17 protein-coding genes, 1 tRNA gene and 2 pseudogenes are annotated in these 17,894 nt (G+C 70.0%); 8 read left to right on the forward strand and 12 right to left on the reverse strand.

Annotated elements, in window-relative coordinates; translation table 11 throughout:
• The first annotated feature begins 46 nt into the window (after window positions 1-46).
• The 5 genes from moaC to ACFW5B_RS03935 all read left to right on the forward strand — a co-directional run bounded on the left by moaC (window position 47) and on the right by ACFW5B_RS03935 (window position 3,001).
• Entirely contained in the window at window positions 47-529 is a 483-nt protein-coding gene (moaC, locus tag ACFW5B_RS03915) for a cyclic pyranopterin monophosphate synthase MoaC (RefSeq protein WP_386432768.1), read from the forward strand.
• On the forward strand, window positions 526-1,029 hold the full coding sequence (locus ACFW5B_RS03920) for a molybdenum cofactor biosynthesis protein B (RefSeq protein ID WP_386432771.1): 504 nt from the start codon (window positions 526-528) through the stop codon (window positions 1,027-1,029). The genes moaC and ACFW5B_RS03920 overlap by 4 nt, the downstream gene beginning before the upstream one ends.
• A gap of 14 nt (window positions 1,030-1,043) precedes the next feature.
• The gene (locus ACFW5B_RS03925; protein ID WP_386432774.1) at window positions 1,044-1,658 is read left to right on the forward strand and encodes a GNAT family N-acetyltransferase; all 615 of its coding nucleotides are present in this window, start codon (window positions 1,044-1,046) and stop codon (window positions 1,656-1,658) included.
• A gap of 151 nt (window positions 1,659-1,809) precedes the next feature.
• Window positions 1,810-2,853, forward strand: coding sequence for a hypothetical protein (locus tag ACFW5B_RS03930; RefSeq protein WP_386432777.1), 1,044 nt, complete (start codon window positions 1,810-1,812; stop codon window positions 2,851-2,853).
• Between the two features lie 75 nt (window positions 2,854-2,928).
• Window positions 2,929-3,001: transfer RNA gene (locus tag ACFW5B_RS03935), tRNA-Ala, on the forward strand.
• 23 nt (window positions 3,002-3,024) lie between these two features.
• On the opposite strand, the gene ACFW5B_RS03940 is transcribed toward ACFW5B_RS03935, so the two are convergent.
• A complete protein-coding gene (locus tag ACFW5B_RS03940) occupies window positions 3,025-3,648 on the reverse strand; it encodes a hypothetical protein (protein WP_386432780.1) in 624 nt (207 codons plus the stop codon).
• A gap of 77 nt (window positions 3,649-3,725) precedes the next feature.
• Complete coding sequence (locus tag ACFW5B_RS03945; RefSeq protein WP_386432783.1) at window positions 3,726-3,977, reverse strand: hypothetical protein; 252 nt, start codon at window positions 3,975-3,977, stop codon at window positions 3,726-3,728.
• Between the two features lie 46 nt (window positions 3,978-4,023).
• Here ACFW5B_RS03945 and ACFW5B_RS03950 point away from each other — a divergent pair.
• Window positions 4,024-4,782: pseudogene (locus tag ACFW5B_RS03950) on the forward strand (IS481 family transposase); the annotation flags it as partial.
• A pseudogene (locus ACFW5B_RS03955) lies at window positions 4,782-4,916 on the forward strand (dTDP-4-dehydrorhamnose reductase); the annotation flags it as partial. The pseudogenes ACFW5B_RS03950 and ACFW5B_RS03955, both read left to right, overlap by 1 nt.
• Before the next feature lie 480 nt (window positions 4,917-5,396).
• Here ACFW5B_RS03955 and ACFW5B_RS03960 read toward each other — a convergent pair.
• The 10 genes from ACFW5B_RS03960 to ACFW5B_RS04005 all read right to left on the reverse strand — a co-directional run bounded on the left by ACFW5B_RS03960 (window position 5,397) and on the right by ACFW5B_RS04005 (window position 16,676).
• Complete coding sequence (locus ACFW5B_RS03960; protein WP_386432786.1) at window positions 5,397-6,323, reverse strand: hypothetical protein; 927 nt, start codon at window positions 6,321-6,323, stop codon at window positions 5,397-5,399.
• Window positions 6,324-6,469: 146 nt separating this feature from the next.
• The gene (locus ACFW5B_RS03965; protein WP_386432789.1) at window positions 6,470-8,368 is read right to left on the reverse strand and encodes a hypothetical protein; all 1,899 of its coding nucleotides are present in this window, start codon (window positions 8,366-8,368) and stop codon (window positions 6,470-6,472) included.
• A gap of 383 nt (window positions 8,369-8,751) precedes the next feature.
• Window positions 8,752-9,924 (reverse strand): alpha/beta fold hydrolase, encoded by a 1,173-nt coding sequence (locus ACFW5B_RS03970; protein WP_386432792.1) that lies wholly within the window; start codon window positions 9,922-9,924, stop codon window positions 8,752-8,754.
• 350 nt (window positions 9,925-10,274) lie between these two features.
• Window positions 10,275-10,913, reverse strand: a complete 639-nt coding sequence (locus ACFW5B_RS03975) for a M23 family metallopeptidase (RefSeq protein WP_386432795.1) — start codon at window positions 10,911-10,913, stop codon at window positions 10,275-10,277.
• Window positions 10,914-11,135: 222 nt separating this feature from the next.
• Window positions 11,136-12,413, reverse strand: coding sequence for a glycosyltransferase (locus ACFW5B_RS03980; protein ID WP_386432798.1), 1,278 nt, complete (start codon window positions 12,411-12,413; stop codon window positions 11,136-11,138).
• Window positions 12,414-12,526: 113 nt separating this feature from the next.
• Entirely contained in the window at window positions 12,527-13,312 is a 786-nt protein-coding gene (locus ACFW5B_RS03985; RefSeq protein WP_386432801.1) for a MerR family transcriptional regulator, read from the reverse strand.
• Window positions 13,313-13,563: 251 nt separating this feature from the next.
• Window positions 13,564-13,959 (reverse strand): GntR family transcriptional regulator, encoded by a 396-nt coding sequence (locus tag ACFW5B_RS03990; RefSeq protein WP_386432804.1) that lies wholly within the window; start codon window positions 13,957-13,959, stop codon window positions 13,564-13,566.
• 169 nt (window positions 13,960-14,128) lie between these two features.
• On the reverse strand, window positions 14,129-15,100 hold the full coding sequence (locus ACFW5B_RS03995; RefSeq protein WP_386432807.1) for an ABC transporter permease: 972 nt from the start codon (window positions 15,098-15,100) through the stop codon (window positions 14,129-14,131).
• Window positions 15,097-16,026 (reverse strand): ABC transporter ATP-binding protein, encoded by a 930-nt coding sequence (locus ACFW5B_RS04000; RefSeq protein ID WP_386432810.1) that lies wholly within the window; start codon window positions 16,024-16,026, stop codon window positions 15,097-15,099. Before ACFW5B_RS04000 ends, ACFW5B_RS03995 begins: the two co-directional genes overlap by 4 nt.
• A gap of 161 nt (window positions 16,027-16,187) precedes the next feature.
• Window positions 16,188-16,676 carry a GNAT family N-acetyltransferase gene (locus ACFW5B_RS04005; protein ID WP_386432813.1) on the reverse strand — a complete coding sequence of 163 codons (489 nt, stop codon included), beginning with the start codon at window positions 16,674-16,676 and terminating at the stop codon, window positions 16,188-16,190.
• 397 nt (window positions 16,677-17,073) lie between these two features.
• Here ACFW5B_RS04005 and ACFW5B_RS04010 point away from each other — a divergent pair, with 397 nt between their 5' ends.
• Complete coding sequence (locus tag ACFW5B_RS04010; RefSeq protein ID WP_386432816.1) at window positions 17,074-17,877, forward strand: exodeoxyribonuclease III; 804 nt, start codon at window positions 17,074-17,076, stop codon at window positions 17,875-17,877.
• Window positions 17,878-17,894: the final 17 nt, after the last annotated feature.

Genomic DNA, 17,894 nt, shown 5'->3' on the forward strand with positions numbered 1-17,894 from the left:
GGGTACGGTGTCGTCCCACAGGCGGCAGTTTGGTACCGGGAGAACGATGAGCAGCGGCCAGCAACACCTCACCCACCTCGACGCGGCGGGCGCGGCGCGGATGGTGGACGTCTCCGCGAAGGACGTCACCGCCCGCACCGCCCGCGCCCGTGGCCGCGTCCTGGTGTCGTCGCAGGTCATCGAGCTGCTGCGGGGCGAGGGCATGCCCAAGGGCGACGCCCTCGCGACCGCCCGGATCGCCGGGATCATGGGCGCCAAGCGCACCCCCGACCTGATCCCGCTCTGCCACCCGCTGGCCGTCTCCGGCGTCAAGGTCGACCTCTCCGTCACCGACGACGCCGTCGAGATCACCGCCACGGTCAAGACCACCGACCGCACCGGCGTCGAAATGGAGGCGCTGACCGCCGTCTCGGTGGCCGCACTCACCGTCGTCGACATGGTCAAGGCCGTCGACAAGGCCGCGGTGATCTCCGACATCCGCGTGGAGGAGAAGACCGGCGGCAAGTCCGGCGACTGGAGCCGGTCATGACACCCGCCCGCGCCCTGGTCGTCACCGCCTCCAACCGCGCCGCGGCCGGTGTCTACCCCGACAAGGGCGGCCCGCTGCTCGCCGAGGGCCTGACCGCGATGGGCTTCGAGGTCGACGGCCCGCAGGTGGTGCCCGACGGTGAACCGGTGGCGGCCGCCCTGCGCGGCGCCGTCGACTCCGCCCGGTACGCCGTCATCCTCACCACCGGGGGTACGGGCCTCTCGCCCACCGACCGCACCCCCGAGGCCACCCGCCGGGTCCTGGACTACGAGGTCCCCGGCATCCCCGAGGCGATCCGCGCCGCCGGCCGGACGAAGGTGCCCACCGCCGCGCTCTCCCGCGGCCTGGCGGGCGTCGCCGGTACGACCCTGATCGTCAACCTCCCCGGCTCGTCCGGCGGGGTCCGCGACGGCCTCGCCGTCCTCTCCGACCTGCTGCCGCACGCCGTCGACCAGATCCGCGGCGGCGACCACCCCAGACCTTCCGGGAGCCCGAGCTGAACGCGCCCTGGCCGGTGGTCCTGACGGACGGTGAGGTCACCCTCCGCCCCATAAGGGTGCGCGACCAACGGGCCTGGCGCGAGGTCAACCGCCGCAACCGCGACTGGCTGCGCCCCTGGGAAGCCACCATCCCGCCGCCCCCGCCCGGCCTCGTCCCGCCGCACCGTCCCACGTACCGTCAGATGGTGCGCCACCTCCGCGCCGAGGCGCACGCCGGCCGGATGCTGCCCTTCGTCGTCGAATACCGCGGGCAGCTCGTCGGCCAGCTGACCGTCGCGGGCATCACCTGGGGCTCCATGTGCTCGGCCCATGTCGGCTACTGGGTCGACCAGGACGTCGCCGGCCGCGGGGTCATTCCGACGGCCGTGGCGCTCGCCGTCGACCACTGCTTCCGGTCCGTGGGCCTGCACCGCATCGAGATCTGCATTCGCCCGGAGAACACCCCCAGCCGCCGGGTGGTCGAAAAGCTCGGGTTCCGCGAAGAAGGCATCCGCCCGCGCTACCTGCACATCGACGGCGCCTGGCGCGACCACGCCGTTTTCGCCCTCACCGCGGAAGAGGTGCCCGAAGGCCTGCTCAGCCGCTGGCGGCGCGGAAAACCGCGGACGCCCGGCGCATCCCACAAATAAAATAAATGTTCGAATGGAATCGCCGATTGACCGGATTGGCGGAGGTGCTGATCTCTACGATCACAAAAAAGTTCGAGATATCAGCCAGATCGTGCGACACACCGGCCCAATTGGCGGATGGCCCCCTGCAAACCCCTCTACCGTGTGAGTTGTGAGAAGCAGCGGCCTCATCTACGCAGTCATCGTCGGGGCCTGGGCTGCCTATTTGGTGCCGATGTGGCTCCGTAGGCAGGACGAGCTCAATGAGGCCCGTCCGACCGAGCGCTTCAGCACCGCCATCCGGCTGCTGTCCGGACGCGCGGCCATGCAGCGCCGCTACGACAAGCGGAACGGGGACTACCCCGCCGACGATGCGGGCGAAGAAGCGGACCCGGACGCTCCGGCCGACGAGGCCGACGCCCGGGCCTTCGGCGACCCCGCTCCCGCGGACCCGGCCGAGGCCGGCCACACCCGGGTGCAGGCGGCCCCGCCGCGCCCCTCCGCCGCCGAGCGCACCAAGCGCGCCAAGGTCCTCGCCCGCCGCCGGCGCACCATCACCATCCTGTTCCTCACCTTCACCGTCGGCGCCGTCGTCGCCGCGGTCGGCGGCCTCCCCTTCCTGTGGGCACCCGCCCTCCCCGCCCTCCTCCTGACCGCGTACATCATTTACCTGCGCGCCCAGGAGCGGCGGCGCTTCACCTTCACCATGGACCGGCGCAAGGCGGAGGCCGCTGCCCAGCGGCTGCGGGAGGGCCGGCGCCGCCCTCCCCAGGCGGCCGACCAGCCGCCCGCCGACGAGCACCCGGCCGACCCCCGCACTGACACCCCGGCCGAAGCCGCCCCGGAGCCGCCCCGCCCCGCGACCCCGGCCCACACCGCGGGCCGTCGCGCCCTGGTCGAGGAGACCGACCACGCCGAGTGGGTCGACCAGCAGCGCGAACGCGAGCGCCCGCGCCCCGCCGACGGCAGCTGGGAACCGGTCCCGGTCCCGCTGCCCACCTACGTCACCGCCCCGGTCGCCCCGCGCGCCACCAGCCATGTCGACCTGGACGCCGACGACGCCTGGAGCTCCGCCCGCTCCAGCTCCGCCCATGACCACCCGCAGCCCGACCCGCAGACGGACCGCCCCACCCACGCCGGCCGCCGCACCCGCGGCCGCACCCCGCTCTTCGACCAGTACGAGGACGAGGACCGCCCGCGCGCGGCGAACGAGTGACGGCCCTCCGCTGACCAGCACCGGAAGCGATTTCCGAGCACCGCGATCGAGATGCTAGAGTTTCACTCGTCGCAAGGGCCTGTGGCGCAGCTGGTAGCGCACCTCGTTCGCAACGAGGGGGTCAGGGGTTCGAGTCCCCTCAGGTCCACGTGAGATCGTTCTTGAGTTAGCTCAGGAACGGTTGACGAGATCCCGCCGATCACCATGATCGGTCGGGATCTTTGTCGTTTCCGGGGGCTGTTCAAGGTTGTCCGGGTGATGGACGACAGCGGATCGCGGCTGTGCGAGCCCTGATTTGCTGTCATGCGGTCTTGTGGGCACGACGGCTGGCCCCGGGGGCCCAGCGTCGGCTGCCGGGCACTGAAGACGGAGGGCACCTCGGGCGTCCGGGCCTTGTTTGGTCTTGAGGAAGTAAGGCCCCCGTTCCTCGATTGCTCGCTGCAGTTCCTCGGACGGCATGCGTACCGATTCGTCCTTCGCGCCTTGGGTGGCCTGGGCCAGGGCGGTGGGCATGTGGGGGCAGGCCAGCGAGCCGTTGATCAGCAGGGCGCCCCGCCGGCTGCCCTGCTTGCCCCTGTTCTCGGCCTTGTCATCCAGGGTGAGGCGGTAGCCGAGGCGGCGCACGGGGGTCTGGAAGGTCTCGGGCGCGCCTCCGGTGTAGGCACGGCCGGCCGCACAGGTCCCAGCCGGAAAGCCGAGTTCGGTGAGCCGTGTCAGAGCAGTGACCGCGTTGCTGCCGAAGCGGACCGTGGGGGTATCGAGCACGAGGCCGACACACAACTGCGGGTAGGCCAAGGGCTTTCCAGCCCTCTCGCCGGCGGCGGCGATGGGCTGCGACCACGAAGCCGGCGCTGTAGCCGAAGGTGCCTTCGTCAGCTCCCGCGCTGTAGTGCCAGCCTGCGGTGATCTCCACCGAAGCGGTGTCCGCGCTCTTTGCCCGGGTCGGCCAGGACCGGGATCGGCGTCGCGTCCACGCCCAGATCCCCGCGCCAGCCGCGCAAGTACCCGCGCTGCTGGGCGAGGCGGGCCGGGGCCAGGACCAACTGGTTGGCCAGGTGCTGCAACCGCTCGGCGGCCTGCCTGCCGGAAGGAACGTGCCAAGCATCGGCGTAGGCGTCAGCCATATCCAGAGGGAGGCGAGAGCGCCGGTTGCAGCGGGCCGGGTCCGACCGTGTCTGCACCCTGCGGCAAACCCGCAAGCTGGGACCGGCCAGGATCGGCCCGATCCTGGGCCTGCCGGCCTCGACCGTGCACCGGGTCCTGACCCGCCGTGGCCTGCACCGGCTGGCCTGGCTCGACCGGCCCACCGGCGAGCCGATCCGCCGCTACGAACGAGCCCGGCCCGGCGAAATGGTCCACCTCGGCATCAAGAAGCTCGGCAACATCCCCGACGGAGGCGGCTGGCGCACGGTCGGCAGGACCACGGGCGCCCACAACAAGCAGGCCACCACGCAGCAGCGCAAGAGCTGCAAGCCGGTGATCGGCTACAGCTACATCCACTCCGCCGTCGACGACCACTCCCGCCTGGCCTACAGCGAAGTGCTCATCGACGAACGCAAGGACACCGCGATCGCCTTCTGGCACCGGGCCCAGGCCTTCTTCGCCTCGCACGGGATCACTGTCGAGCGCGTCCTGACCGACAACGGCTCCTGCTACAAGTCCAAGCTGTTCACCCGGACCCTCACCGCAGCCGGCAACGCCCACAAACGCATCCGGCCCTACCGGCCACAGACCAACGGCAAAGTCGAACGCTTCAACCGCACCCTGCTCGACGAATGGGCCTACCACCGGCCCTACACCAGCAACAGCGAACGCACCGAAGCCCTGACAGACTTCCTCCACACCTACAACCACCACCGCAGCCACACCGCACTCGCAGGCCAGCCGCCCATCAGCCGAGTTAAGAACGCTGCGGGTCAATACACCTAGGGGCTGCGAAGGCCGCGGCCGAAACGGCGATCCGCCTGTTCGCCCCGGCTGCCATCATCGCTCGCACCTCGCTGATCATCGGCGACGGTGGCTCCGTGCACGAGGCATTCATCCATGATCTGGCCACCGGGCGAGCGGGTGAGCTCAGGATCAAGCCTGGCCTTCGGGATCGCCCGCTGGTGGCAGTTAGCTCGATCAGGTGATCTAGCTCGAAAAGTCGCACTGCGGGCCAACTCAGAAGCTCAGCGGGGCCACCTGAAGCGCTCAGCACGCAACCCGCCGGGAAACGATCTTCATCTCGGCGGGAAAAGATCTTCGGGAGGTCTCTCCGTTGCTGGTCAGACCCTCTCGTGAACACCCCTCGACGCCGCCACCCATGACGCAGCGTCACCGGCGCACGGTCGCACACCCCGGCTTCACGGAAGTCTTGCCAGGGCCACTTCAACGAGTACGCGGACAGGCGTGGAGCTCAGCCAGGGCGCGCTGCCAGGTGCTGTCCTCTGCCCACCGTCGGAATCGGTTGAATTCCGTTTGCCACGGGCCGAATCGATCGGGCGGGTCCCACCACGCGTTGTTGCCCCGTACTTCCACGCCACCGTCCTTTGGAAAAGCGTTCAATCGTGAAGATTCTTACGGACCCACGTGGCGATCGCTTCTCCGGAAGCGAACCGGCCTGCTGTGATTGCCCGTCCGAGATACCAGCCGCAAAGACTGAGGCGGAGGTCCTGGATGCTGTTTCCCCGGTTCTCATAGACGATTGGGATTTTCCGAAGTTCGGGTTCGGCGGCGCCAAGGTTGAGTGCCGTATTGTTTCCGAGTGCTGCGAGGGCGGCGTCCCAAGCGATGATGTCGGATTGGGTAACTGCTTGGAATTGTGCACGGAATGCCCGAATCACGGCGATGGCCGCGCCACCCAGGATCCCCGGCACAGGTGACCCTCCCGTAATCCCTACAGGTACGGCGGCGCCTACCAGAGCTCCAATTGCCGCATCTCCCAATGAGGGGTCCGCTGCCTTCTCGTGGCCGATGACGAGGCGTCGGACTACCTCGCTGTCGAGCATGGCTTCTGGAGCATCGAGAAGTGTTCGAAGGGTGATTCCTCCAACTCGCCGACGAACCACGGCAGGTTCGAAGCTCATGCCGACTGCGGTGAGGAAGTGACCTACTTGATTCCTGCTCGACTCCCACGGATCGCGGAAACCTTCGCCGCCAGGTTTCTGGTCTCCTTTGAAGTGGCGATCGGAAAATGCGATACCGGTCTGAAGCCCAGGGATTGCCCAGTGCTCCGTGGCAGCTAGGATCTCCTTGAGGCGGCCGGGCACTGTGTTGTCGTCGGTGATGCCCTGGTCGGAGAAGAGAAGCGCCAGGGCTTCGCAGTCATCCTGACTCTTCGACAGTGCTTTGATGCGGGCCCCGTTCTTCTCTCTTCGGGCTTCTGGGGTGGACAGGGCTGGTGTGAGTTCAGCCCTGCCCTTGATCGGCCTCTGGTTCAGGATGGCCCCGAGGGGCCCTAGGGGGGTGTCCGGTGTGGCTGTGCTCATCAGTCTCCTCGCCCGTTTGGGTCTTGACCTCGTCAGAGGTGTTCACTTGGACGTCGCGGATGACAGGACTTGGTTCCGCGGGGCGACGGAGGTGGGCCGGAGAGCTGCTCCGGCGGGTGCCAATGCCACGTCGGGCGTGGGGGTGTTCATGTGCCGCTACCGCTGACGGCGTGGGCGCCATCGGCACCTGCGTGGCTGGCGACGGTCACTCCGGTGTCCGAGGCGGAGACCGAGATCTTGCCGGGCAGGGCAACGGAGGGAGTGAAGATGTCTTTGAAAATTTTGGCTTTCGCGTTCTCGTTGTCGGTGACGAGTTTCTGTCCCAAAGTCTCGCGGTCGTTGTCGAGTGTGCGTTCGCGGACGGCGTTGAGTTGCAGGCCTTGCGAGTATTCGTCGAGGGCGTTGCCTTGGCCTAGGAGGGCATCGACCACGACGCCTTCGGTACGCATGGCGATCTTGTCTACGTTCACGATGACTCCGGGAACCGTGATGACGTTGCCGGTCTCATCTTGGTAAGTGGACGTCTTCTTCCGCCAACGCAGGTAGGTGTCGTTCGCGCCGATCGTTTTTGTTTCCACCATGGGAGGGTCGACCAGCTTGTCCTGGTAGTCGAAGATCGTGGAGAGCTGGTCGAGGACCATTTTGCGCAGGTCGTTCTTCTTCTCGGGCTTGACGTAGGTGTCGAGCAGACCGTCGAGTCCGGACAGCGGGACCTCGCGCGTGGACTCTCCGTATCCGTTCCAGAAGGCCACGCGCACGTCGACCAGGTGAAGGATGCTGATGTGCTCCTGGTTCATCTGACGGAAGACGAAGTTCAAGGTCCGTCCGACATTGATGTTCTCAAGCTGACGGGTGATCGAGGTCTCCTCGCCGCTCTGTGTCTTCACCTCGTTGGACGTGTTCACCTGCACGTCCCTCTTTGCTGATGCCTTGGACGCGTGCTTGTTGACCGCGTTGCTCATGTCCTTGGCGAATTGTTCACGCTGGGACGCGGTGGATCCCTTGACGCCGCCACTGATCTTCGCGTTGCCCCACCCCCAATGGGCGTCTGCCTCCGCCTCGACGTGCCACTCCAGACTCTTCTGCTCAGCTTCCTTGTCGGAGTTCTCGTGCGCGACGGTGGTCTGCAAGTCGTCGGCGCTCTCCTTGGAGAACGAATCCAGGACGCTGGACGCCGACTTGCTGGTGGTCTCCGTCCTCATGAACGTCTTGACGCTGATGGTGGTCTTCTCGCCCGGCAGCAGGGTGAATGTCTTCAAGGTCCGGCCGGCACCGTACTGGCCAAGGAAGTTGGACAATCGGTAGGTCTCCACCAGTGCGATCTGCGGCTTCCCTTCGGGCAGCGTCCCATCGGCGGCGGGCGGTCCGAAGGGGTCGGGGAGGAAGGTGTGCGTGTACTCCCCCCACATGGTGCGGTGCACACTCAGCCGCTTTCCCGTCTGCAGCATCTCGGTGACATGCCCGATGTCGAGATCGGTGATCTGCGGCCGCACCCGGTGATCGGCCAGTGCGGCCTGGGAGAGAATCGAGCCGCGCACCGCCCGGGCCAGGTGCGTCACCTCGGGGGTGGTGCCGGGCGTGTTCTCGGTGTTCTCAAGGGCTGGACCATTAGGCGGAGGTGGAGGCGGGGCGGGCGTGCCTGCAGTTTCGGTGAGGGGCGTCAGATCCGGTTCGACCGTGGCCTTGCGCAGCGCCTGGGCCAGAACGCTGGTGGTGGCCGTGTCCAGGGCGCCCGCGCTTCCCGCTACTGCGCTGTGCGGGGCGAACAGCCCGGCATGGGTGGCGGCCGGATTCCTGATCCCGGGGAAGGTCTTGAGGTCTCCGGTGCGGAGCATCGTGGCCACATCCGAGGCCGTCAGCTGGCGCAGCGTATGGGCCGGTGTGCGCTCTGGAGCCTTGAACGCGGCGTCGAGGAACCAGTCCTTGGGTTTGTCCACATCCAGGGCGATGATGTTGCGTCCGCTGTAGGAGGTCGGCTCCGGAACGTTGTAGCTGAGGATCGTGGCCTTGCCACTCGGGTCAAACTTGGTAATCGGCTCAGCCACCACGGCTCCCTCGCGTACCTGGCCTACTCCGGATGAGCGGGCGCCATCACAGAATAGTGACGAAAGCGCAACGAAATAGGACATACACGCGCCCGTGAGGGTGTTCATCGGACGCAAAGAGGGGGAGCCTGTCCGCCTGCGTCGACGGCGGCAAAGCGAGTGCGGTCCTCGCCGATCCCGGCCAGAGCCGGGCGCCCGGTACGGCGCCCGGCCGGAGCGGGCAGGCCGGCGTCAGGCGCCGCGCTGTTACGGTCCGGCCCGCCGACAGCCGGGGCGGGCGGATATCTTCCACCAGCGGGCGGTCATGCTGTCGGCGGGCGTCGCGTCCTCCGGGAACCTCCGCTGCCCGCGCCCCGCCCCGGCAAGTCAGAGTTTCCTGGTGGCTACTCCATGGGCGTGAGGACACCGTCCTCATCCACGTCGAAGCTTCCATTGGTGAGGCCGTCGACGGCGGTGTGCTTGAACCACTGCTTGGACATCCGGTGCAGGACCTTCGACTGGCGCTCCCAGGGCATTTGGTGGCTTGCGCAGGCGACTCGGAAATTCAGTTTGTTCGGGCCGGGGATGGCCTTGTACAGGGCAGGGACCGAGAAGTAGAGCTGGCCCAGGTCCGGCGAGGTGTTCGCTGTGGTGTCCAGTGCTCCGTAAATGATGAGCACGGGCACCGTGTTGCCGAGAGTGCCGTCCAGCGGCACCGTGGAGGAGTTCCAGCCCCACCAGAAGGAATTCCGGAACCGCATCACGCCCTGAGGGGCTCGGCCCTCCTTGGGTCCCCAGCCCTTGCCGACCGTGTCGTTCTCCATGATGGCTTTCCACACCACGTCGACCATGTCGGCCTCCCGCTGGTTGGGGCAGTGCAGCTGACTGTCCCATGAGCTTTCGAAGCCGCCCTTACTGGTCAAGCTCATCGGGAAACCGAACACGGCTGCCGGGGTGGACACCGGCAGCGGAACCGGCGCCTCGAAGCGCGTACCTGGCTTGCTCGCCCTGCCCTTGGGCGGGAACATCGGGGCGAGAAGGAGCAGGCTCTCCACCTTCTCGGGGTGCTGCAGGGCATATGGTCCCATCTGGAACGACGCCGCCGACCAGCCGGCGAGCGCGACCTTCTGAACGTCGTGGCGGTCCCTGATGAACTCAACGACGGTGTCGAGCTCGTCCCAGTCGCTCTGCGAGTTGTTCAGCTGGTACGGATACTTCGGGGAGCAGGTGGCCGACAGCGGATTGGGGACCAGAAACTCTTCCTGCAGGGCCGGGTTGGCATTGCAGGCGTCGTCCATCTTCGGGCGCGGGGAGCGGCCCGATCCCTGGAGATCCAGGATGAACACGTCGCAGCCGTCTTCTGCCAGCGACTGAGCCCAGCTGTACTTCCCGTATTGCAGGTCGAGGCCCGCGAGCGCCGGAACACTCCTGCCGTGCAGCATGAGGACGGCTTTGCGCGGCTTGTTCGGCTTGGTTCCGTCGTACTCGCGTACGAAGAGTTTGACGGAGTCATCCCTGTTCGCGGGAACGGTCGATTTGTGCTCGACCAGGTGGTCCTTCGGGGTGATGGTGGCCATCGCTGCGATCCAATCCGTCGACTCGTCCCGAGACAGACGCCCCGGCTGGGCCAGAATCACCAGGGACAGGTGCCCAATGCCGTGCACAAGGCCGCAGCCCTGCGCGATCCGACCCCATCGGGTACATCCGTCGCTCCGAACGGCCTGTTCCCGGTGCGCCTCGTCGCTCGTGGCGATCCGCGAGGACCCTTGTACGCCACGTGATTCAGGAAATCCCGCACGGTCTTCATGACCGGGCGGGATTTCGGCGTTTCAGGGGGTGTTGAGGGCGGGGGAGCGGCGGCCAGCCGGGCGGGCCGCCGGAGGTGGGGCTGAAGGGGCGTCAGGGGTCAGGCCGGGTGGGCCGGGGGTCAGCGACGGTGGTGGTGAGGGCGGGGGCCGTGGTGGCGGTGGTGGCCGTGGGCGGGTGCGTAGTGGTGGCGGTGGCGGTGGCGGTGGGGGCGTGTGGTGGGGGTGTGGGGCGTGAGACGGATGCCGTGTCGGGCGAGGTAGGGGAGGGGGTTGATGTCCGAGCCGTAGCGGCGGCTGGTGCGTACCTCGAAGTGGAGGTGGGGGCCGGTGGCGCGGCCGGTGGCGCCGCTGTAGCCGAGGTGGGTGCGGGCGCGGACCTTCTGGCCGGGGCGGACCGTGATGCGGGAGAGGTGGCCGAAGAGGGTGTAGCGGCCGTCGTTCATCCGGATCGTCACGGCCTTGCCGTAGGCGCCGGACCGCTTGGCGAGGATCACGGTGCCGGAGCCCACGGAGCGGACCTTGGTTCCGACGCGGACGGCGAGGTCGATGCCGGTGTGGTGGCCGGCTTGCCAGGCGCCGCGGACGCCGTAGGGCGAGCTGATGCGGTGGCGGGCCTTCGTGGGGTGGCCCCAGTTGCCGGCCGGGGCGGCCACGGCCACCTCGGACGCCGCCAGGGCGAGGGCGCAGCCCGTGGCCGTCGGGGCTATGGCGAGCAGCAGCATTCTGCGCAGCGAGGTGCTTTTGCGGAACGTTGTCATAGTTGCGAGCCCACGCCTTGTGGCGGGCGGTCGCATCCCGGGGCGGGGCAGCGGGCCGCCGAACGGGTGGCGGGCCGTCGCCCGGACGGGCCCCGCGGGGGTGGGCGGCCGGTGGGGTGAGGGGGCGGGGGAGCTGGGTGCCGTCGGGCGTTTGCCGGCCCGCGTTGGCTGTCCGTCGTCCGCCGTCTGTCGTCCGTCGCCGGTCGCCCGCAGCCCCGCCGCTCACGGCGTCAGGCGTTCGACCGCTGTGAGGACCTTGCCGGCGCCGTCCTCGGTGGTGAGGCGGTGGGCGGCGGCGTGGGCGCGGTCGCGGTGGGCCGGGGTCGTGGTGGCCTGGGTGAGGGCGTGGGTGAGGCGGGCGGTGCCGTCGTCCCCGGTCAGTTCCTTGAAGGGGATGGGGGCGGTGGCGACGCCGAGGGTGGCCAGGCGGGCGGCCCAGAAGGGCTGGTCGGCGGTGACCGGGACCGGGACGGTGGGGACTTTGGCGCGTACGCCCGCGGCGGCGGTGCCGGCGCCGCAGTGGTGCACCACCGCGGCCATCCGGGGGAAGAGGAGGGCGTGCGGGATCTCGCCGACGGTGAGGAGGCCGGCGTCCGCGGAGGTGTCCCCCGCGGACAGGCCGGCCCAGCCGGACTGGAGGATGCCGCGGACCCCGGCGCGGCGCAGGGCGGCTGCCGCGAGAGCGCTCAGGCGCTCGCCCTCGCCGCCCGCCATACTGCCGAAGCCGATGAAGACCGGGGGCGGGCCGGCGGCCAGGAAGTCCTCGACGGCGGGCGGGAGTTGGGCGTCCGGTGCGTGCCAGGGCCACCAGTTCCCCACGACGTCGAGGCCGGGGCGCCAGTCGGTGGGGCGGGGCACCAGGGCCTCGCTGAAGCCGTGCAGGACCGGACGGGCGGCGGCCTCGGTGCGCCGGCGGACCGTACGGGGCGTGGCGGGCGGCAGGCCGAGGCGGGCCCGGAGGTCGCGGGAGGCGTCGGCGTGGAGGCGGTCGATGATGCGGAGGGAGAGCCGGCCGGCGGCGCGGTTGCCCCAGCGGCCCAGTGAGCGGCCGCCGCTGACCACCGGGGCGAAGTCGCCGGTGGGGGCGCCGGGCACCAGGGGCAGGTCCAGGAACGGGATGTCCAGGGCCTCGGCGAGGTGGTGGCCGAGGGGCGCGGTCGTGGTGGAGAGCAGGAGGAGGTCGGTGTCCTCGGGGGCGGCGTCGGCGATACCGCCGGCCAGTTCCCTGAGGAAGGCGGCGGCCTGGCGCATGAGGTCGCGTTTGCCGTCGGGGCGTCCGGGCCGGTCCTGCCCGTCGGCGGGCGCGGGCGCGGCGCGGCGCGCGCGGGGGTCGGCCGGCAGCCGGCGGAACTCCAGGCCGGCGGCCCGTACGAGCCCGGCGTGGCTGTCGTGGGTGGCGAGCGCGACCTCGTGGCCGGCGGCACGGAGCCGGGCGCCCACTCCGGTGTACGGGGCGATGTCGCCGTAGGAGCCGGCGGCCGTGATGAGGATTTTTGGCATGGGTGGTCAGCCTTCGTCAGCCTTCTTGCTTCTCGGGGTGTGGTCGGCCGGGGCGGCGGACCGCGTTCGGGGCCCAGGTGTGGTGTACGGCCGGTGAGTCCTCGTGCGGCGTCTCAGCCGCCGTGGGCGGGAGCCTGCCGGACGGCGTTGGCGTGTACGGCGGTGCGCAGGTACGGGGCGAGGCCGGGGCGTTGTTCGGTGGGCGGGACGAGGAGGGCGAAGGCGCGGGGGTCGGCGGCGAAGTCGTCGGCGATCCGGCCGTGCATGTCGGTGGGGCACGGGGTGAACCAGCGGGTGAGGTGCCGACGGTGCTCCTCGGCGAGGTCCATGGCGGGGGTGCCGTCGGCCGGCTCCCCGGTGTCGAAGGTGGCGAGGAGGCGATGGCGCCAGTCGGCGGCTTCAGCCATGATCGTCGCCCAGTCCTCCTTGGAGTGCGCGGCGGCCCGTGCCATCGAGCGCTGATGGCCCTCGCGGTGTTGCCACTTGAGGTGGGCCTCGGTGGCGTAGGTGAGGTCGAAGGTCACCTCGCCGAAGACCTCGAACCGCTCCTCGGGGGTCAGCTCCACACCGGTCTGCTGGACCTCCATGGCGTGTTCGGCGACCTCGACCAGGCGTTGCAGCTTGGCGATCTGGTCGTTGAGGAGGCGGTGTCGGGCGCGGAGGTGGTCGAGCGCGTTGGCCTGGGGGTCTTCCAGGATGGTGGCGATCTCGTCGAGGGGGAAGCCGAGTTCCCGGTAGAAGAGGATCTGCTGGAGGCGGGCGAGGTCGGCGTCGCTGTAGAGGCGGTAGCCGGCGGGGCTGCGGTCACCGGGGGAGAGCAGCCCGGCCTTGTCGTAGTGGTGCAGGGTCCGCACCGTGATCCCCGTGAAGCCGGAGACCTGCCCGACCGAGTAGCTCATCGCAGCGCCTTTCGTCCCGTCATGTCCGGTCGGCCCGCCCGTCTTCCGGCGGTGAGATCGCCGGTGGTGGCCGGGGCCGTGCCGTGGTGCTTCAGCGTGGAGCCTGACGTGGCGTGAGGGTCAAGCGGGGACGGGAGCGGCGGGCGGGAGGGGCGCCGAAGTGGGCGCCCCTCCCGCCCGTAGGTGCTCGGGGAGGCCGGCGACCGGGGGCGTCCGGCGGCTCAGCCGTCTGCCGGGGCCCGTCCGCCGGCTCAGTCGTCCGGGTACCGGTCCTGGAGTACCGAGGTCATCAGGGCCTGGACGTCCTCCCGGTCCAGGCCCTCCGCGTGGGCCCGGTCCACCCAGGCGCCGAGGTCCGCGCGGAGCAGGGTGTCCGCGGCGGACTCGGGGCGGGCGAGCGTGCGGCTGACGAAGGTGCCGAGGCCGGGGCGCGGCTCGACCAGGCCTTCGCGTTCCAGTTCGCGGTAGGCCTTGAGGGTCGTATTGGGGTTGACCTTGGTCGTCGCGGCCACCTGGGCGGCGGTCGGCAGCCGGTCGCCCTCCACCAGGACGCCCAACCGCAGTGCCTGCTGGACCTGTTGGACGATCTGGAGGTAGGTGGCGACACCGCTGCGGCGGTCGATCCGGAACTCGACGACGCTCACCACCTCTCTGCTGCTTTCGCCCGTGCCGTCCCATATGGGGCCGGGTGGGGGCTGCCCGACCGATTGATGATCGGGCCGGCCGTGCCGGGTGTCAAAGCGCCGCCCGGGGCGAACCCCGTACGGCAGGCACCCGGGGCCGGCCTCCTGTACGGCCCGCCGGGCGGCCGGCCGTTCAGAGCGGCCGCCGGTGGGTGCGCCATACGACGAACGCCAGCACCACGGCCGACGCCGCCAGCAGAATTCCCGCGCCCCGCCACTGCATCCCCGCCATCTGTCCGTACTCGAAATACTCGGTCACACCGGTGGGCCGGCCGTAGGTGGTGACCATCCAGTCGTTCACCCGCGCGGCGTCGAACGGCAGGTCCCTCCCGCCGGAGCCGTACGGGTACTTGATGCTGTGCAGCGTGCCGAGCCGTGGACGGACCAGATCGGCCCAGAGCACCGCGGCGACCAGTGAGAACGCCGTGGTCGCCGCCATCGCCGGCACCACCCGCTTGAACAGCATGCCGATCGCGATACCGCAGAGGGTCAGGAACAGGGTCTTGGCGACCGGGACCGGGCCGGTGGTGTCGAAGGGGCCGCTCTCCAGCCAGTTGCCGTTCATGACCAGGCCGTGTGCCGGCGCCCACAGCCAGGAGAAGGCGGCCGACAGCAGGGTGGCGCACAGCACCACGACGGCCAGCGGCAGGCCGAGGGCAGCGGTGAGCCAGCGGCCCCGGCTCACCGACTGGGTGAGGACCAGCTTGGCGGTGCCGTGCTCCTGCTCGCCCGCGATCAGCGGTGCGCCGAGGAAGATTCCGGCCGCGAACGGCAGCAGTTGGAGCAAGACGGTGTCGCTGCCGAACATCGTGCTGAACGTGCTCTGGAACGAGGTGGACAGCGGGCTCTCGGTGTCGGTCGGGGTGCCCTGGGTGTGCAGGAAGTCCAGGACGCCGGCGCGCTGGTAGGCGAAGGTGGCGCAGCCGACGACGGTGAGCAGCAGGGCGGTGAGCAGCAGGGCGCGGTGCCGGCGCCACACCAGCCAGGGCAGGCCGCGCAGCGGGCCGCGGCGGGGGGTGGCCGCCGCGGGGGCGTCCGGACCGGTCGCCGCGCCCGCGCCGCCGGTGTCCGTGGCGGTGCGGCCGGGGGTGCTGGTCCGGCTCATGCCGCGGCCGTCCGCGTTCGGCCGATACGGGCCTCGTCCGCGATCAGGGCGGGGGCGTCGGGCGAGCGGAGGTAGGCCAGCAGGACCTCCTCCATGCTCGGCGAGAGCACCTCCCAGCTGTCGGAGAGCGGGCCGCCGGTGCGCACCAGGGCGCTGAACTGCCGCCCGCTGATGCGGGATTCGACCACGGTGTGCTGCCGGCGCAGCTCCTCGGGCACCCCGTCGTCCCCTTCGGCGACGCCCGTCACGAGCAGGTGTGCGGGGATCAGTTCCTCGGTCCGGCCGGCCATCCGCAGCCGGCCCTCGGCGAGGACGAGGAGATAGTCACACATCACCTCCATCTCGGAGAGCATGTGGGACGACATCAGGACGGTCGTGCCGTGTTCGGCGGCCTCGGCCATCAGCAGCCCCGACAGCTCGTGCCGGGCGAGCGGGTCGAGGTCGGACATCGGCTCGTCGAGCAGCAGCAGCTCGGGCCGCTTGCCGAAGGCGAGGGCGAAGGCGACGCGGGTGCGCTGCCCGCCGGAGAGGGTGCCGACGCGGGCGCCGAGCGGCACGTTCCCGGAGCGGACGATCCGCTCGGCCAGGGCCTGGTCCCAGCGCGGGTTGAGCTCCCGGCCCAGCCGCAGGGTGTCCGCCACGGTGAAGCGGGGGTAGAGGGGCTTGTCCTGGGCGAGGAAAGCGAACCGGGTCAGTACCTCCGGGTCGGTGACCGGGACGCCGAACAGCTTCAGCGTGCCGGTGGTCGGCTGCACCAGCCGGGTCGCGGTGCCCAGGAACGTGCTCTTGCCGGCGCCGTTGGGGCCGACGAGGGCGCAGATGTGGCCGGCGGGAAGCCGGAACGAGCAGTCCCGCAGTGCCCAGCCGCGGCCGTACTGCTTCCCCAGGCCTTCGGCCTCGATGGCCCATGGGCTCGGGTCGCTCACCCGGATCCCCCCTTTAGCTAGTTGATTAGTGGAATGAGTATGGGGAGCGGCCCGGACGCCTGTCAACAAGAGGGGCGGGGTGCGGCGGGGAGGGGGGAGGGGAAGCGTGGCGGGGGCCCGCCCGTGAGGGGGAGGCCCCCGGCCGTCTCGGTGCTCCGCCGTCAGTGGCGTCGTTCCGCCGTCAGCGGCTTCGCCATGCAGCGGCTGTCGTCGTAGGTCCGGTACAGGCCGAACTTCTCGACCGGTGCATAGCCGGACGAGGCATACAGCTCCAGCGCCTCGGGCTGCTTGATCCCGGTCTCCAGCACCATGCGGGAGCACCCGGCGGCCCGCGCGTCGGCCTCCAGGGCGGCCAGGATGCGCCGGGCCAGCCCCCGTCCGCGGGCCTCCGGGACCACGAACATCCGCTTGATCTCGGCGTCGCCGGCCCGGTACCCCTCCGCCGCGTCCTCTTGTCGCCGCCACCCGCCGGTGGCCACGGGGCGGCCGCCGTCGTAGGCGATCAGATACGTGCCGTGGGGCGGGGCGAACATCTCCGGCGCCAGCGGGGTGATGTCGCCGTCGCCGTAGCGCCGGACGTACTCCTGCTGGACCAGTTCGTCGAGCGAGACCGCGTCGGGGTGGTCATAGCGGGCGGGGCGTATCTCCATTCCGGAAAGCGTACGGGTGGAGGATGCCCGGCGCGAGAATGCGGGGTCGGGCGGGCTTCGGGCTGGGTGGTCTCATGGTCACCGAGCAGGAATTCAGTGGCATGCCCCTGCCGTGTCGAGTGGGCTCATCAAGGTCTCGGAGGGGCATCAACAAGGGGGAATCAATGCAGGTACGGGCTTCCCGCAGCGGGAATTACCGTGGCCCTGGCCGTGTTTTTCGCCGGCGCACCGGGAATTACCGGCGAGTTCGTCACGGCCGGAATTTCCTGAGGGCGCCGCGGCCCGGTGGTGCCACCCCCTGACGGTGAGGGCGTTGCCGTGCCGGTCCGCCCCGTATGGGAGCCTTCCTTCGGCCCGGGAAGAAACAGGGCGGCCGGGAAAGGGTTGGGAGAGCGTCGTGTACACAGTGACCTCGGTGAATGTGAACGGGCTGCGCGCCGCGGCCAAGAAGGGCTTCGTCCCGTGGCTGGCGGAGACCGCGGCCGATGTGCTGTGCCTGCAGGAGGTACGGGCCGAGACCGCCCAGCTCCCGGACGAGGTGCGCGAGCCCGCCGGCTGGCACACCGTGCACGCCCCGGCGGCCGCCAAGGGCCGGGCCGGTGTCTCGCTCTGCACCCGGCGGGAGCCGGACCGCGTCCAGGTCGGCTTCGGCTCGGCGGAATTCGACACCAGCGGCCGCTATGTCGAGGCGGATCTGCCCGGTCTGACCGTCGCCAGCCTCTATCTGCCCTCCGGTGAGGTCGGCACGGAGCGGCAGGACGAGAAGGAACGCTTCATGGCGGAGTTCCTGCCGTACCTCGTCGAGCTGCGCAAGCGGTCCGCTGCGGACGGCCGCGAGGTCGTGGTGTGCGGCGACTGGAACATCGCGCACCAGGAGGCCGACCTGAAGAACTGGAAGGCCAACCAGAAGAAGTCCGGTTTCCTCCCGGAGGAGCGCGCCTGGCTGACCGACGTCCTGGACGAGACCCGCGGCGGCTACGTGGACGTGGTGCGCGCCCTGCACCCGGACACCGCGGGCCCGTACTCGTGGTGGTCGTACCGGGGCCGCGCCTTCGACAACGACGCGGGCTGGCGCATCGACCTTATTGTCAGTTCGCCTGGCCTGGCAACGAAGGCGGTCAAGGGGTACGTGGAGCGGCCCGCCAGCTATGACCAGCGGTGGTCCGACCACGCGCCCGTGACGGCCGTCTTCGACGTGTAGCCGGTCGCATGGGGGCA

Source organism: Streptomyces sp. NPDC058773 (assembly GCF_042746015.1).
Classification (GTDB): Bacteria; Actinomycetota; Actinomycetes; order Streptomycetales; family Streptomycetaceae; genus Streptomyces.